Raw genomic sequence first — 15146 nt, forward strand, 5'->3', positions numbered from 1 at the left:
ACGGATTAGGATGTTGCGCGAGCTTCGCGCCATCCTCCTCCTCTCTTCGCCTTCTGCGGCATTCGTCGATGCTGTCCGGGCGGGACCGTCAGAAAGGCTCCCCATGAGCGAAAACGCCGACAACCGCGACGAACGAGAGCCCGACTTCTTCGACCAGCTGGTGCAGGGCGGCGGCAGCGCTCCGCGGGAGCAGGCGTCGTTCACACAGGCCTTCCGCGGGTACGACAAGGGCGAGGTGGATGCCGCGTTCGCCGCGCTCCGCGCACAGTTGCAGCGTGCCGAGACCGACGTCGCGCTCGTCCGCAACGGCGCCAGCGGAGAGGCCGATGCCGTACGTGCCGAGGCCGAGGCCGCGCGGGCCCAGCACGAGGAGCGCATCGCCGAACTGGAGGCCGCCGCAGCCGCAGCGCAGGCGCAGGCCGCCGAGCTCGAGCAGCAGGTCGCCACGTTGACCAGCGAGCTCGTGGACGCGCCCAAGAAGGATGGCGACGACGAGGGCTCGCGCCTGCAGTTCGAGGCCGTGCTGCGTGTCGCGGAGGAGCAGGCGACCGTCCTCATCCAGAACGCCGCCACGCAGGCCGAGCGCCTGCTCGAGGCCGCGCGTGAGGAGGCCGAATCCAAGCGCGCCGAGCTCGCGGCGGATGTCGCCCGCATCACCGCTGAGGCGCAGTCCGAGGCCGATCAGGTGCGTCTGCGCATCGACACCGAGTACACCGCGCACGAGGCGCGCATCGCGCGTGAGGGTGCACACGCGTCCGAGAAGGTGACGCAGGCCGAGCAGGAGGCGGCGGCTGTTCGCGCCGAGGCCGAGAAGGGGTCGGCCGCGCTGCGGTCGATGGTCACGCGCGAGACGCAGCAGCAGCGCGCGGATGCCGAGCGCGAGGTCCGCGAGATGAACACCCGCGTTCTCGAGTTCGAAGAGAGCCTGACGCGCCGCCAGAACGACGCGCAGCAGGAGTTCCTGACGCTGCACAACCAGGCCGTGGCGCACGCCGAGCGCATCACGAGCGATGCGAACGAGCAGGTGCAGTCGTCGCTCGAGCACGCGCAGCGCATCTCCGCGAAGGCCGACGACTACGAGCGCCTGATGCGTTCGCAGGCGCAGACGATCGAATCGGATGCTCAGGTGCGAGCACGCGAGACGCTCGACCGTGCACGGGTCAAGGCGCAGAAGATCGTGGAGACCGTGATCGGGCACACCACCGAGGTGCTGCGCGACGCCGAGGACCGCACGCGTCAGCTGCGCTGGCAGCAGCAGCAGCTGAACAGCTTCATGGCCGAGGTGCGCGAGCTCATCCGCCCTGATGGCGTGCTGACCGCGGAGCCGACGGATGCGGATGCCGTGGCGGACGAGCCGGACGAGGACGAGATCGTCGGGGCGGTCGACGTCGCCGAGGAGCTCGACCCTGCCGAGGACTCCGACGCGCGCTGAGTGGACACCCTCCCTCCCCCTCGTTCGTTGAGCGAGGACGGCGGAGCCGCCCGAGTCGAAACGCGGTAGCGGTTGACCAGCGGTCACGGCGTTTCGTCTCGTCGCTTCGCTCCTCGCTCAACGAGCGAGGGGAGCGGGGGCGCGAGGGGGGCGCGACGCCGTCATACGCTGGGACCATGTCCCACCTCGTGAGCGTCGCCGAGCTGTCCGACCTGATCGATCGAGAACCGCGCCTGCGGATCCTCGACGTGCGGTGGCGCCTCGGCGGACCGGACGGCCACCCGGACTACCTCGAGGCCCACGTCCCCGGTGCGGTGTACGCCGATCTCGAGACCGAGCTGTCGCGTCACGGCCGCCCCGATGAGGGACGCCATCCGCTCCCCGATACCGCGACGGTTCAGGATGCCACGCGCCGCTGGGGCCTCGACGACGGCGACGCGGTGATCGTGTACGACGATCACGGCGGTCTTGCCGCCGCCCGCGCGTGGTGGATCCTCCGACAGGGTGGTGTCGGCGTGCGCGTCCTGGACGGCGGTTGGCCGGCCTGGCGCGCGGCCGGGCTGCCTGTCGAGTCCGGCGCGGTCACGCCCGAGCCCGGCGCGGTGACGCTGACCGACATCGGCGGCGGGAGTCTCACGATCGACGAAGTCGCGGTGTTCCCGGCATCCGGAGTCCTGTTGGATGTCCGGGCTCCCGAGCGCTACCGCGGCGAGACCGAGCCGTACGACCCGATCGCCGGGCACATCCCCGGCGCGATCAACCTGCCGACCAAGGCGCATCTGACCGAGGACGGCACGGCGCGCAGCGCCGACGAGATCCGCGGGAACCTCGCCGCCATCGGCGTGACCGCTGAGACGCCTGTTGCCGCCTACTGCGGCTCCGGCATCACCGCCGCGCACACCGCGCTGATGCTCGCCGAGGCCGGCATCGACGCGAAGATCTTCCACGGATCCTGGAGCCAGTGGTCGAACACCCCCGGCCGCCCCGTCGCCACGGGCCCGCAGCCCGGCTGACCTGACTCCCTCAGCCCTTCAGCCCGGTGTTCGCCAGGCCCTGCACGAACTGCTTCTGCGCGATCAGGAACACCAGCAGCACCGGCACCACGGTGAGCGTCGTCGCGGCGAGCTGCACGTTCCACATCGGCCCGCCGTAGGCGTCCACGTACTGCGTCAGCGCCTGCGGCAGCGTGAAGTTGTCCTTGCTGGAGAGGTACACGATCGGCTCGAGGTAGAGGTTCCACGATTTCAGGAACGTGAAGATCGCCACGGCCGCGAGCGCTGACCGCGACAGCGGGAACGCGATCCGCCAGAAGATCCCCCAGCGCCCGAGGCCGTCCATGCGCCCGGCCTCCTCGAGCTCTCCGGGCAGCCCGAGGAAGAACTGGCGCATGATGAACACCGCCAGCACGGCCGGCGCCCCGAAGATGGGGATCACGATGAGCGGCCAGTGCGTGTTCATCAGGCCGAGCGCGTTCACGAAGCGGAACAGCGGCACGATCGTCACCTCGCTGGGGACGAGCAGACCGACCAGCACCACGAGGAAAAGCGCGTTCGCACCGGGGAAGCGGATGCGCGCGAACGCGTACCCCGCCATCGCCGCGACGAGCATCGTGCCGATCGTGACGAGGGCCGCGATGTAGAGACTGTTCCAGTACTGCTGCGCGAACGGCTGCAGCCGGAACACCTCGCCGTACGCCTCGAACGTCGGATTCTGCGGCCACAGCGTCGGCACCTTCGACAGGATCTCGCTGATCGGCTTGAGGCTGGACGTCGCCATCCACCAGGTCGGGAAGACGAACGGGATGCTGAGCACGGCCATGAGGGTCACGAGCCCCACCGAGACCCAGCGCTGCTTGGTCTTCGCGCGGTTCGGCCGCTGGCCGCCGGATGATCCGGTCACGACCGCGTGCGTGTCGACTGCTACGGGCGTCGGAAGCACATCAGTTCTCATGGAACACCCACCTCTTTCGGGTCTGCCACTGGATCAGCGTCAGGATGAGGACGATCGCGAACAGCAGCACCGCGATGGCGCTGGCGTATCCGAAGTCGTTGAAGCGGAACGCCTGCTGGTACAGGTAGTACACGAGCACCGTGGTCGAGTTGCCCGGGCCGCCGCCGGTGAGCACGTCGATCTGCGCGAACACCTCGAGGGAGCCGACGATCGTCAGGATCGACACGAGCAGCACGGTCGGGCTGATCATCGGCAGCGTGATCGACCGGAACCGGCGCCACGCGCCTGCGCCGTCGATGCGCGCGGCTTCGTTGATGTCCTCCGGCACTCCCTGGAGAGCGGCGAGGAACAGGATCATGTTGAGCCCGACGTTCTTGAAGACCTGCACGATGATCACCGAGATCATGGCCGTCACGTCGCCGCGCAGCCAGTTCGGGCCCTGGATGCCGATGAGAGACAGGAACCCGTTGATACCGCCGTCCGCCTGCAGGAGGAAGCTCCACACGATCGTCCACGCGACCAGCGAGACGACGACGGGGGAGAAGAAGAACGTGCGGAAGGTCGTCGTCCCTGGCAGCTTCTGGTTCAGCAGCACGGCCAGGAACAGGGCGAGCGTGATGTTGACGACCACGAGGCCGATCGAGAACCACAGGCTCGCCAGCAGCGAATCGTGCAGGCCCTCGTCGGCCAGCATCCGCTCGTAGTTGTCGGCACCGGCGAACACGAACGTGTTGGCCAGCACGTTCCAGTCGTGCAGCGAGAACCAGACGACGGCGACGAGCGGGGCGATCACGAAGGCGAGGGCGCCGAGGACGACGGGGGCGACCATCGTGTACCCGACGATCCAGTCTCCGCGCGTGGCCGCGGAACGGCGGGGACCGGGTCCCCGCCGCTCCGCGGTCTCGGCCGCCACGATGGCGGCGGTGGAAGCCATGTGGTCTCAGCCCTCCAGCAGCGGCGTGATCGCGTCGCAGGTCGCCGTCAGCACCGATTCCACATCGGCGTCGGCCGTCCACAGCGCGTCGAGCTCAGCGCGGACGGTGTCCTGCAGCTTCGCGAAGTTGACGTGCGTCGGCTTGGTCACGGCATCCTGGATTCCCTCGATCACGACCGCCTGCAGCTGCTCCTCGCTGAGCTTCGGGTTGGCGGCACCCATCGTCTCGGCGTTCAACAGTGCCTCGCGCGGCGGCGGGAAGTAGGCCGCGAGCTTCTCGGCGTTCTCCGGGTTCGTGAAATACGCCAGGAAGTCGGCGGCGACCGTCGGATTCTCCGCATTGGCGAAGACTCCGATCCCGGCCTGTCCGATCACGTTCTGCTTGCCCTCGGGGCCGGCTGGCAGCGGCAGGATGTCCCAGGCGAACGAGTCGTCGATCGCGGAGGCGCGGCTGATCTGCGTGATGGTCATCGCGGCATCCCCGGCGAAGAAGTCGGCGGTGACGCCCGGCTCGGGCATCGCGGCGTCGGTGAAGACCGCGTCGTGGATCCAGGTCATCGCATCCACCATCGCCGGGTCGGCGAACGTGCACTGCGCGCCGTCCTCGCTCCACGGCGCGGCATCCCAGCCGTTCCAGATCGTGGCCAGGTTCTCCCAGGCCTTGTAGTCGAAGTCGCGGACGACGAGGCCCTCCTTGCCGGATGCCGTGGCTGCCGCTGCCGAGATCTCACGGGCCTTGTCGAACGTCCACTCGTCCGATGCCACGAGATCGGCCGGATTCGGCTGCCCTGCGGCGGCGATCTGGTCCGTGTTGACGAAGATCGCGAACGGACTGTTGGAGAACGGGTATGCGAACAGGCCGTCGTCCTTCTGCCACAGCGCCAGCGAGGACTCGAGCAGGTCGTCGTACTCGTACCCCTCGGTCTCCTCGAGAGTCGGCGCGATGTCGACGAGGGCGCCGCTTTCGACGAACTCGGGAGCGTAGCTCTCCAGGATCCAGGCGAGATCAGGGGCGTTCCCGCCTGCGAGCTGTGTGGTGAGGGTCGTCGTGTAGTCCTCGAACGGGATCGGCTCGAACGTGATCTCCGAGACGAGCTCCGGGTTCTCCTCGACGTAGGCGTCGGCGATCTCCTGGAACAGGGCCAACTGCGTCTCGTCCGCTGTCCAGACGGTCATGCGCAGCGACACCGGCTCATCCGGGGTCTCGGGTTCGGCAGTGGGGGTTCCGCTGCAGCCGGCGAGGGTGAGAGCGACGGCGGCGATGCCGGCGCCCGTGGCCAGGAAGCCGCGACGACGCGGCGTGGGGGTGACACTCATGCTTGCTCCTAACTGTGTGTGATGCGGTGGGTGATCAATACGCGTGGACGCGTCCTTCGGGCCAGTGCCGCTCGACGCCGGAGGCGTCGAGCTCGGCCTGGTAGGCGCCCAGGTGCGTGGAATCGGCGTGGACCTCGTGCGGGCTCGTCCCGGAGGAGAGGCAGTAGGCGGCGAGATGGCCTGCGGCCTCGCCGATGTTCCACTCCACCGGGTGCAGGCGGTAGCAGCCGTTGGTGATGTGCGTCGTGCCGATGTTCTTGTTCGCGGCCAGCAGGTTCGTCATCCGCTGCGGGATCAGCGCTCCGAGCGGGATCTCGAAGGGCGTCGACGCGACGTCGATGTAGGTGTCGCCGCCCGTGGAGGGGTGCAGGTCGATCCGGTACATCCCGACTCCGACGGACTCCTCGTAGCGGGTGGCCCCGGCATCCCCGCGGAGGGCGTAGGAGACGTCGTGCTCGGTGACGGTCGTGAGGGCGCGGATGCGCCGCGACTCCCGGTGGTACGGCGCCTGGGCGAGGCCGTCGTCCGAGCCCAAGACGTCCGGGCGGAGGCGCAGGCCGGGGAATCCGAAGCCGCCGTCGGGCCGCGGCGCTTCGGTCTGCATCCAGTACAGCATCGACAGGCTCAGCTGCCGCGCGGCCTGGTAGCGCTCGAGTTCGACCTCGCGCGGGACGTCGAGCACCGGATGCTCGAAGTAGTCGATGCTCGGCCAGTTCACCAGGCACAGGTCGCTCTCGTAGAAGCCGTCGGCGAACATCTTCCGTGCGGCGATGCGGCGGAACTTCCACAGGTCGTGATCGCCCGCGGCCCGGGACTGGTCGGCGTTCACCGCCAGCACGTCGTCACCGGAGTTCGGATCGAAGATGCGCGTGCTCAGCTCGAGCGTGCGCGGGTTCGGTGCCGTCCACGACAGCATCCGCTCGCCCTGCCAGGCCGACGGGGTGTAGTCGCGCCAGAAGTCGTAGTCGGCGGGGCGTTCGATCGTGTGGTCGCCGTCGACGTGCTCGACGACGAAGCACACGCTGATGGCCTGGATGTTGTCCGGCTGGGCGGACTCGGGAGCGCTGGGCTCGCCCGTCTCGGCCCGCGACTCGAAGCCCGTCACGTACTCGGTCCCGGTGAGGGGGAGCAGTTCTCCGGTCTCGGTCGCGTCGAGCACGTAGTCGGCGCGCACGATCACGACGTCGCCGCCGGTCAGCGGCTCCAGGGTCACGCTCGTCACGCGGTCGCCGTCGACGGCCGCCGCGATGGGCCGGGTCCGCTCCAGCAGGCGGATGCGTCCTGTCGAGCGGTGCGGCGCCAGCATCTCCTCCAGGACGCCGAGCGCGATGCGCGGCTCGTGGCAGAGCTTCGACACCCACCCGGCGCCGGGGTTGAGATCAGGGCGCTCGCGCGCGGCATCCACCAGCGGATACCGCCGACGGTAGACATCCCGGATGCCGTCGCGCAGGGCGCGATAGCGGGCGGTGACACCGAACTCCTCGACCCAGGCGTGCTCGTCGGGCGGCACGGCCTGGGACGTCAGCTGACCGCCGATCCACGGATACTCCTCGGTGAGGATGACGCGGGCTCCTCGGTCGGCGGCAGCCAGGGCGGCGCCGACGCCGCCGAGGCCGGCTCCGACGATGAGGATGTCGGTGGTGAGTTCACGCGTGGTCACGGATGGATCCTTCGGTTTCGTTCGTGGTTCCGGATGCCGCGGCGAGCGTGTCGCCGTCGACGTCGGGGCAGTGCAGGAGCTGGTGGTAGTCGTCATCGTCGAGGGCTGGTGCCTTCGGCATCCGGCCGACGGGGGCGCGCGTGCCCGGCGCCTCCTGGTCGATGATCCGCGACAGCAGGACGACGGCGCGGGCACCCATCTCCTCGCGCGGAACCGCGAAGCCGGACCAGCGACGGCCGCGATGGCGCGGGTGGTGAGGCTGGCCGAGAACCAGCATCGAGACGTCGTGCGGCACGGCGAGTCCTCGCGCCTCGAGCTCATCGGCGAGCTCTTCGGGGTCGTTCTCGGGTGCGACGAGGATGGCGGTGAGCCGCTGATCGACGATCTCGGTGGCACCTTCGGCGATGTCGTGCACGTCGACGAAGCGCAGCGCGAGTCCGTGCGACCGCATCGCCCTGCGGTAGCCCTCGACGCGGTCGAGCGTCGGCTGATCGGTGGACTGGGGACCGGCGTAGCCGATGCGCTGATGGCCTGCCTCGACGAGCCGTTCGACCTGGCGGGCGGTGGCCGTGATGTAGTCGGCGCCGATGTAGGGCAGGGTGTGCCCCTCGCTCTCGCGCTTGCCGATGAACACGAACGGGTAATTGGTGTCGAGCAGGTGCTGCAGCTCGCCGCGGTCCTCCTGCTGGCCCAGCAACAGGCAGCCGTCCGCGATGCCGAGTCGCTGCCACCCGTCGCGCGCCAGGCGTCGCTGACCGTCGACGACCCTGGCGGAGGTGAACAGCAGCATGTCGACGCCGAGCTTCTCGGCGGCGTGCTCGATGCCGTTGAGGAACGCTCCGTAGAAGTCATGCCCGCCCCGGGGGAACGTCTTCTCGTAGGTGAACACTCCGAGGATCTGATTGCGGCCGCCGGCCAGACGCTGCGCGACCGGGTTCGCGGAGTAGCCGGTGATGCGGATGGCGTCGAGGACGCGCGCCTTGGTCTCATCCGAGATGCGGACGCCGGCCGGTGCGCTGCCGTTGAGCACGAAGCTCACCGTCGATTGGCTCACGCCCGCCATCGCGGCGACGTCGGCCTGCGTGAAGCGGTGGCGCGGCATCGATCCTCCTTGATCGGGTGTTGGGTGACGTGTTGAAGTCTGCGGCGGACCACGGGAACCGGTCAAGGTGATAATGCGCATTATTTGCGTACCGTGTGTGCGCGAAGGCATCCGCATAATGCGGATTACACGCGACGGGTCACGGCCGCTCGCCGTAGCCCCAGCGCAGCACCAGCATCCCCGGGCCGAACCGGCGGCGCACCTGCAGCACGCTGGAACCGCCGGCGATCGTGACGGGAGTGGTCGTGATGCCGTCCGGCGTCTCCTCGACCTCTTCGATCCAGTCCGGCAGCGCGTCGGGGTGGAAACGGGTCCACAGGACGACGTCGCGAGCCTGGCGGGCGACGCCGTGCCCCGTCTCCCGGACGGGCGGATACTCCGGCGGCATGTCGAGCGCCCACTCGATCATCGTCATCTGGGCGCTGTCGACCGGCTGGTCCAGTTCGAGCGAGAAGCCGTGAACCTCGCCGGAGGGGTGCGAATGGCGGGCCGTGATCCGGCCACCGCCCACGGCGCGGAAGATCGGTGCCGGCGTACGGATGCCGGGGGTGATGTCGACGTACGGCACATGCGTGAGCAGGCCGGACATCGACTGGAGCAGCGTTCTCGTCGTGCGCGAGATGACGTTGCCGTCCCCGTCGACATCGGTGACCGAGTGCGTGCTCACATCGCGAGCCAGATCGAACTGCGGGGCGCCGAGCGCCTGGAAGACCTCTGTGACGGCATCCTCGAGCACACCCTCGTGGAGCGGGAAGGCGGGCGGGCCGACCGGGCCCACGCGCTGCGACGGGCCGACCAGGCTCGACAGTGCACCGCTTTCCAAGCGCAGCAGATCCTCGATGTCGGCGATCGCGGCCAGCGACTGCGCCCCCTCGGGGCGGCGGGCCCCGGAGCGCCAGTAGCTGAGCGTGGCCATCGAGACCGCATTGCCGTTCTCGCGCAGTCGCTTGTTGAGCCAGGCCAGTGTGACGCCGCGCGCGAGGACGGCATCGCGCAGCGCTTCGGCGAAGCCGTTCTCAACCGCTCGATGCAGGTCATCCTCTGCCATCACAGACCTCCCCCAGGTATGTGAACGGTGTTCTCGTAGATTCGAGCATACGACCAGGTTCTTTCGTCGAGGGGCTCTAGACGAAAGTCCAGGTCGGCGGGTCGATCCGTCTGCGAGCAGGAGCCCGATCGCAGACGGACGCGGCTGGTGCAGAGAAGCCCCCGAACTGCGCTCGCGTGGAGTCCGACGGTCGCCTGGGGACGGCCGTCGGACTCCGACGTCGTGCCGGCGGCCGCCCCGCCAGCGGCTCGCCTCCGCGCCGGTAGACTGGGACGGACCACCATCAGGACCGAGGATCAGTCATGTCTGCCCCCGCCCGCACCTTCACGGTGCGACACATCCAGCTGCTGCGCGCGGCGTTCGCGGCGATCGCGGCACTGATGGTGACGTTCACCTCCGACCACTCGGCCGCGGTGGGCCTGGCCATGTTCAGTGGCTTCGCGATCGTGACCGGATTCGTCCTCGTACTCGGAGCCTGGCTGGTCGCCGAGCCTGGGAAGCGCTGGCCGTACGTCCTGCTCGCCGTGATCGACGGGCTGGCGGGCATGGTCGCCGGCATTCCGCTGCTGCGCACCGAGGACACGTTCTTCATCATCGTGATCTCGTGGGCGCTGCTGTCCGGAGTCGTCGAGATCATCGTCGGCCTTCGCGGGCGCCGTGAAGCCGACCCGCTGGCGCGTGACCAGCTGCTCATCGGCGGGCTCGGCATCCTGCTCGCCGTCGCTCTGCTGCTCATCCCGGCCGGATTCTCGTCCGACTACACGGTCGACGAGGCTGGTACCTTCCAGCTGACCGGCATCATCCTCGGGGTCGGGATGCTGGGCGGATACGCTGCCCTGGTCGCGGTGTTCCTCGGCATCGCCGGGTTCACTCCGTCGCGCGATCCCCAGACTCCTGCCGCCGACGCGGCCCCGCTCTCCGGAGGTGCGGCATGACCGACGACAAGCCCACCCGCCGCGAACTGCTGCGTCCGCTGCATCTGCTCGGGATCGCCGCGGCCGCCGGGATCTTCGCGGCCGCCGTGACGCTGGTGACGACCGGCGCCTTCACGTCCCGCGTCAACCTCGCGATCGCGAATGGCACCTACGAAGGGCTGAGCCCTGTGGCGCTGGGGCTCGTCGTCGGGGGCGGCGCCTTCATCGTGACGCTGCTCGGAATCGCGATGCTGATGCTCGCCGTCGACCCGGCGCAGTACAAGGACGAAGAGATCGATCGGCCGGTCCTGTACGACGACGAGCCGGATGCCGGAGACGAAGCGCCCGGCAAGGCCTGAGCGCGGAACAGCTCGGATCGGCTCGGCCTGGTCGCACCGCTCAGTTCGGTCACGCTTCGGGTGGGATGCCGCGTGCGCTGACGACCGCAGTCGTGACCGACGATCCGTTGGGCGGGTTCGCGGATGCGCGTACAGATGCTCAGCGGATCTGACCGCCGGGAGGTGGCGCGTGTGGTCTCGTCCCGGGCATTGAGGCGGCGATTTGCGACCCCTCGCGAGGGGCGGAGAGCGCTGACCGCCGGGAGGTGGCGCGTGTGGTCTCGTCCCGGGCATTGAGGCGGCGATCTGCGACCCCTCGCGAGGGGCGGAGAGCGCTGACCGCGCGGGAGGTGGCGCGAATAGTCGCGTCGCCCGCCGTGACGCGACCACACGCGTCACCTGCCCGCCGGGATCCCGTGCCGGACGACTACTTCGCGAGCTGCTCCGCGATGCCCGTGTACGTCGCCGGCGTCAATGCGAGCAGACGCTGCTTCGCGGCATCCCCGATCTCCAGGCCCTCGACGAAGGCCGCCAGGTCCGCAGCCCCCACGCGATTGCCGCGGGTGAGCTCCTTGAGCAGCGCGTACGGGTCCGTGATCGTGGCACGACCCGCGACGACCTCGGCGCGGATGACGGTCTGGATCGCCTCCGCGAGCACCTCCCAGTTGCTGTCGAGGTCGTGCAGCAGCACGTCGCGGCGCAGCGAGATGGCGTTGAGGCCGCGGCGCAGGTTGTCCAGCGCGAGCAGCGAGTGCCCGAACGCGACGCCGATGTTGCGCTGCGTCGTCGAATCGGTGAGGTCGCGCTGCAGGCGCGAGGTGACCAGCGTCTGTCCGAGGGTCGCCAGCAGCCCGCCGGAGATCTCGAGGTTGGCCTCCGCGTTCTCGAACCGGATCGGGTTGATCTTGTGCGGCATCGTCGACGAGCCGGTGGCTCCGGCGACCGGGATCTGCGCGAAGTAGCCCAGCGAGATGTAGGTCCAGATGTCGGTGGCGAGGTTGTGCAGGATGCCACCGGCGTGACGCACCCGGTCGTACAGCTCGACCTGCCAGTCGTGCGACTCGATCTGGGTGGTGAGGATGTTGAAGTCGATGCCGAGCGACTCGATGAACGCGCGCGAGATCTCGGGCCAGTCCGCATCAGGTTCGGCGGAGATGTGCGCCGACCAGGTGCCGGTCGCGCCGGAGAACTTCGCCAGGAATTCGGATGCCGCGATCTGGCCGCGCACCCGCTCCAGGCGCCACGCGAACACCGCGAGCTCCTTGCCCATGGTGGACGGCGTCGCCGGCTGACCGTGCGTGCGGGACAGCATCGGGGCGTCCGCGTGCTCGACGGCGAGCTCTCGGAGCTTCGCGATTACGCCGTCCAGCGCCGGCAGCCACACGCCGAGCACGGCGCGCTTGACGGTGAGCGCGTAGGAGGCGGAGTTGATGTCCTCGCTCGTGCACGCGAAGTGCGTGAGCTCGGCGATGGCGTCGAGCCCGAGCGTCGACAGGCGGTCGCGCACCAGGTACTCGATCGCCTTGACGTCGTGCTGGGTGACGGTTTCCTTCTCGGCCAGCCAGTCGATCTCGGCCTGGCCGAAGTCGCGGTACAGGGCGCGCAGGCGCTCCTTGTCGGCATCCGACAGCGGCGAGGTCTCGAACAGCGAGCGGTCGGTGAGGGCGATCAGCCACTCGACCTCGACCTCGACGCGGGCGCGGTTCAGGCCCGCCTCGGAGAGGAAGTCGCCGAGACCGGCAACGGCGGCGGCGTAGCGTCCGTCGAGAGGGCTGAGAGGCTGGGCGGGGAGCGGGGCGTGCGAAGTCAGGGGAGTCCTCCTGATCAGGGCCCCTCGAGTGCGGGGCGTCGTGCGGGCTGGCGCAGGGCCGGCTCGAGCTGGCGGAACAGGCCCCGGGTCGACGTCTCAATCATACCGAGCACGGCATCGAACATGTCCGGGCCCGCATAGTAGGGATCGGGGACGTCCGTGACCTCCGCTGCCGGATCGAACGAGAGCAACAAGGTCACCTTCCCCTCTTCGTCCTCGTCGTGCGCCCACTCGCGCAGGTTGCGTTCGTGCGTGCGGTCGAGGGCGACGACGAGGTCGTTCTCCCGGAAGGATGCTGCGGTGAACTGCTTCGCGCGGTGCCGCGAACCGTCGTAGCCGCGGCGCTCGAGGGCGGCGAGCGTGCGGTGGTCGGCGCGTTCGCCGAGGTGCCAGTCTCCGGTTCCGGCGCTGGTCGACAGGATCCGAGACCCGAGCCCCTGCCGATCGGCGAGGTCGCGGAACACCACTTCGGCCATCGGGGAGCGGCAGATGTTGCCAGTGCACACGAAGATGACGCGGAACGGTTCCGGGTCGGTCATGGATTCCATTCTGCCGCCGCGCGACTGCTCCTGCACAGATCGGATTTCTCGGCGATTTGTCCCCGTATGCCGTGGACGGCGCGAATCCGTCCCGCGGGACGGGGGCGACCGGCGGCAATCTGGGCGTCATGTACTCCACCGAGATCGCAGGCGACTGGGCCCCCGACCAGATCTGGGGCTGGTATGCCGCACGCCGCTTCGTCAACGATGCCATCGAGGCCCTCGAGCAGGCCGGCGTCGCGCTCGCCCCGCTCGCCGCGGACACCGACTGGCAGGCGAAGGGCGTGCGCAAGCTGCACGAGACGATCGAGAGCATGAGCGCCGAGGGTGCCGCGGGCGAATCCTCGCTGCGCATGCGGCTGTGGGAACTGGAGGCGGCGCGGTGAGCGACGACGACGACCTGCAGATCACCTACGGCGGCGCGATCGCCGTCAACACCGAGACGCTGCGCGACGTCGCGTTCCGACTCGGCCCGATCGGCGTCCGCATCGGCCAGGCCGCGGATGCCGTCTACACCGCCCATCGGCACATCACCCGCACCGCGGGTCTCACGAACGAGGTGAACTCCGTCGAGCTCTGGGCCGTCGGCGATCGCCTCGCGGCCATGCGCGTCCGGATCGACGAGGTCGTGACGGGCACGCTGCTCATGGCCGACGCGTACGAACTCGTCGAGCTGCGCACCGAGTACGAGGCCCTGCTGCTGACGGACGAGGCGGCCGCCGAGGCGCTCCTCCCGGACATCAGGGATCTCGAGGCCTCCGATGAGCGCCTCGGACCCATGGCGGACAACCTGGCGAAGCTGTGGGAGGACGGGCGGTACGAGGGCCTGGACAGTCAGTTCGACATCGCGACGACGGTGACGGGCGTGAACTTCGGGGCGATCACATCGATCGCCGCGATGCTCGGGAGCTCGACCGTGTTCGGCACCCTCTCTGCGAAGGCGAAGCTGGACGGCCGGCCGGACCCGGTGAAGGTCGCCCCCGTGTTCACGACGCTCCCGGCTGCGGCGCCGGCGTCGATCGCCGACGGGATGCGGCGGTTCCCCACTGCGGTGGATGCCCAGGTGAAGGTCGAGAAATACACCTTCGAAGACGGCGGCGCGCGCTACGTCGCGTACATCAAGGGCACGCAATCCGGACTCTACGGCGCGGGGGAGCCCTGGGACATGAAATCGAACACCGAGCTCTACACCGGCCAGGTCTCGGCCTCGTACCAGGCGACGATCGACGCGCTTCACCAGGCGGGTGCCCAGAAGGGCGACGTCGTCGATGTGTTCGCGCACTCGCAGGGTGCCATGGTGGCGTCCTATCTCGCGACGGGTGATGAGTTCGACGTGCAGATGCTGGTGACGGCCGGCAGCCCGGTGCAGCCGACGCTGCGGGACGACCAGCTGCTCATCCAGCTGCGACACACCGACGACGTCGTGAACGCGCTCGCCGGCGGCGGCTCGCAGGGCGGCACAGGATCCGCGGACAGCGTGGTCATTCAGCGCGAGGGCGACCCGGAGATGAGCCTCCGAGACCTGATCCTCGAGCCGCATATGGTGGACACCTACATCGAGACCGCCGAGCTCGCAGACGCGTCAGGGGACCCGCGCCTCGACGCCTGTCTCGACCGGCTCAGAGAACTGGCCGGAGCCGCCACCATCGAGTCGACCGAATACGTCGCCGATCGCACGGCGTGGGCCGAATGAGCGCTCAGGCGCGGCTGCGCTTCTTCTGCGGACGCAGGATGAATCCGAAGATCGCATTGATGATCGAGATCACGATGGCCGCGACGATCACCCACCAGAAGTTGCCGACCGAGACGCCCCATCCGAACCCTGTCGTGATCCAGGCGGTCAACCAGAGCAGGAAGCCGTTGATCACGAAGCCGATGAGCCCGAAGGTCAGGATGTACAGCGGGAACGCGATGATCTTCACGATCGTGCCGACGATCGTGTTCACGACGGCGAACAGGGCGCCCACCAGCAGCAGGGTGAGCACCATCTGCAGGTCTCCGCCCGGCGGGAACGGCGTCACCGTGATGTCCAGGGCAGGGATCAGCGCCGCCACCCAGAAGGCGAAGGCGTTGATGACGACCTTGACGACGAAGCGCATGAT

General features: G+C 69.0%; 15 protein-coding genes. 6 read left to right on the forward strand and 9 right to left on the reverse strand.

Annotation, left to right across the window (positions count from 1 at the left end; translation table 11 throughout):
- The first annotated feature begins 103 nt into the window (after positions 1-103).
- Together AC3ANJ_RS00745 and AC3ANJ_RS00750 are read left to right on the forward strand one after the other, a co-directional pair.
- Positions 104-1432, forward strand: coding sequence for a cell division initiation protein (locus AC3ANJ_RS00745; protein ID WP_488317768.1), 1329 nt, complete (start codon positions 104-106; stop codon positions 1430-1432).
- Positions 1433-1608: 176 nt separating this feature from the next.
- Positions 1609-2445: a sulfurtransferase gene (locus AC3ANJ_RS00750; protein WP_488317769.1), complete on the forward strand. Its 837-nt coding sequence runs from the start codon at positions 1609-1611 to the stop codon at positions 2443-2445.
- A 10-nt stretch (positions 2446-2455) separates the two neighbouring features.
- Here the strand turns inward: AC3ANJ_RS00750 and AC3ANJ_RS00755 are convergent, their stop codons facing one another.
- From AC3ANJ_RS00755 to AC3ANJ_RS00780, 6 genes are all read right to left on the reverse strand, one after another.
- Entirely contained in the window at positions 2456-3382 is a 927-nt protein-coding gene (locus AC3ANJ_RS00755; RefSeq protein WP_488317770.1) for a carbohydrate ABC transporter permease, read from the reverse strand.
- On the reverse strand, positions 3372-4316 hold the full coding sequence (locus AC3ANJ_RS00760; protein ID WP_488317771.1) for a carbohydrate ABC transporter permease: 945 nt from the start codon (positions 4314-4316) through the stop codon (positions 3372-3374). The genes AC3ANJ_RS00755 and AC3ANJ_RS00760 overlap by 11 nt, the downstream gene beginning before the upstream one ends.
- A 6-nt stretch (positions 4317-4322) precedes the next feature.
- Positions 4323-5633, reverse strand: a complete 1311-nt coding sequence (locus AC3ANJ_RS00765; RefSeq protein ID WP_488317772.1) for an ABC transporter substrate-binding protein — start codon at positions 5631-5633, stop codon at positions 4323-4325.
- A 34-nt stretch (positions 5634-5667) separates the two neighbouring features.
- Positions 5668-7293: an FAD-dependent oxidoreductase gene (locus tag AC3ANJ_RS00770; RefSeq protein ID WP_488317773.1), complete on the reverse strand. Its 1626-nt coding sequence runs from the start codon at positions 7291-7293 to the stop codon at positions 5668-5670.
- Positions 7280-8395 (reverse strand): LacI family DNA-binding transcriptional regulator, encoded by a 1116-nt coding sequence (locus AC3ANJ_RS00775; RefSeq protein ID WP_488317774.1) that lies wholly within the window; start codon positions 8393-8395, stop codon positions 7280-7282. Before AC3ANJ_RS00775 ends, AC3ANJ_RS00770 begins: the two co-directional genes overlap by 14 nt.
- 139 nt (positions 8396-8534) lie before the next feature.
- Positions 8535-9443 (reverse strand): hypothetical protein, encoded by a 909-nt coding sequence (locus AC3ANJ_RS00780; protein WP_488317775.1) that lies wholly within the window; start codon positions 9441-9443, stop codon positions 8535-8537.
- A gap of 302 nt (positions 9444-9745) precedes the next feature.
- Between AC3ANJ_RS00780 and AC3ANJ_RS00785 the strand changes: the two genes are divergently transcribed.
- Together AC3ANJ_RS00785 and AC3ANJ_RS00790 are read left to right on the forward strand one after the other, a co-directional pair.
- Complete coding sequence (locus AC3ANJ_RS00785; protein WP_488317776.1) at positions 9746-10378, forward strand: acyl-CoA synthetase; 633 nt, start codon at positions 9746-9748, stop codon at positions 10376-10378.
- The gene (locus AC3ANJ_RS00790) at positions 10375-10716 is read left to right on the forward strand and encodes a hypothetical protein (RefSeq protein WP_488317777.1); all 342 of its coding nucleotides are present in this window, start codon (positions 10375-10377) and stop codon (positions 10714-10716) included. Before AC3ANJ_RS00785 ends, AC3ANJ_RS00790 begins: the two co-directional genes overlap by 4 nt.
- 406 nt (positions 10717-11122) lie before the next feature.
- Here the strand turns inward: AC3ANJ_RS00790 and purB are convergent, their stop codons facing one another.
- Together purB and AC3ANJ_RS00800 are read right to left on the reverse strand one after the other, a co-directional pair.
- Positions 11123-12520 carry an adenylosuccinate lyase gene (gene purB / locus AC3ANJ_RS00795; protein ID WP_488319325.1) on the reverse strand — a complete coding sequence of 466 codons (1398 nt, stop codon included), beginning with the start codon at positions 12518-12520 and terminating at the stop codon, positions 11123-11125.
- Positions 12520-13044 carry a low molecular weight protein-tyrosine-phosphatase gene (locus AC3ANJ_RS00800; RefSeq protein WP_406247759.1) on the reverse strand — a complete coding sequence of 175 codons (525 nt, stop codon included), beginning with the start codon at positions 13042-13044 and terminating at the stop codon, positions 12520-12522. The genes purB and AC3ANJ_RS00800 overlap by 1 nt, the downstream gene beginning before the upstream one ends.
- Positions 13045-13100: 56 nt before the next feature.
- Here AC3ANJ_RS00800 and AC3ANJ_RS00805 point away from each other — a divergent pair, with 56 nt between their 5' ends.
- Positions 13101-13430, forward strand: coding sequence for a hypothetical protein (locus tag AC3ANJ_RS00805; RefSeq protein ID WP_488317778.1), 330 nt, complete (start codon positions 13101-13103; stop codon positions 13428-13430).
- Positions 13427-14737, forward strand: a complete 1311-nt coding sequence (locus tag AC3ANJ_RS00810) for a hypothetical protein (protein ID WP_488317779.1) — start codon at positions 13427-13429, stop codon at positions 14735-14737. The genes AC3ANJ_RS00805 and AC3ANJ_RS00810 overlap by 4 nt, the downstream gene beginning before the upstream one ends.
- A gap of 4 nt (positions 14738-14741) precedes the next feature.
- Here the strand turns inward: AC3ANJ_RS00810 and AC3ANJ_RS00815 are convergent, their stop codons facing one another.
- Entirely contained in the window at positions 14742-15143 is a 402-nt protein-coding gene (locus tag AC3ANJ_RS00815; protein ID WP_406247753.1) for a phage holin family protein, read from the reverse strand.
- Between the last annotated feature and the right edge of the window lie 3 nt (positions 15144-15146).

It is taken from the genome of Microbacterium sp. STRO-1N, assembly GCF_057748015.1.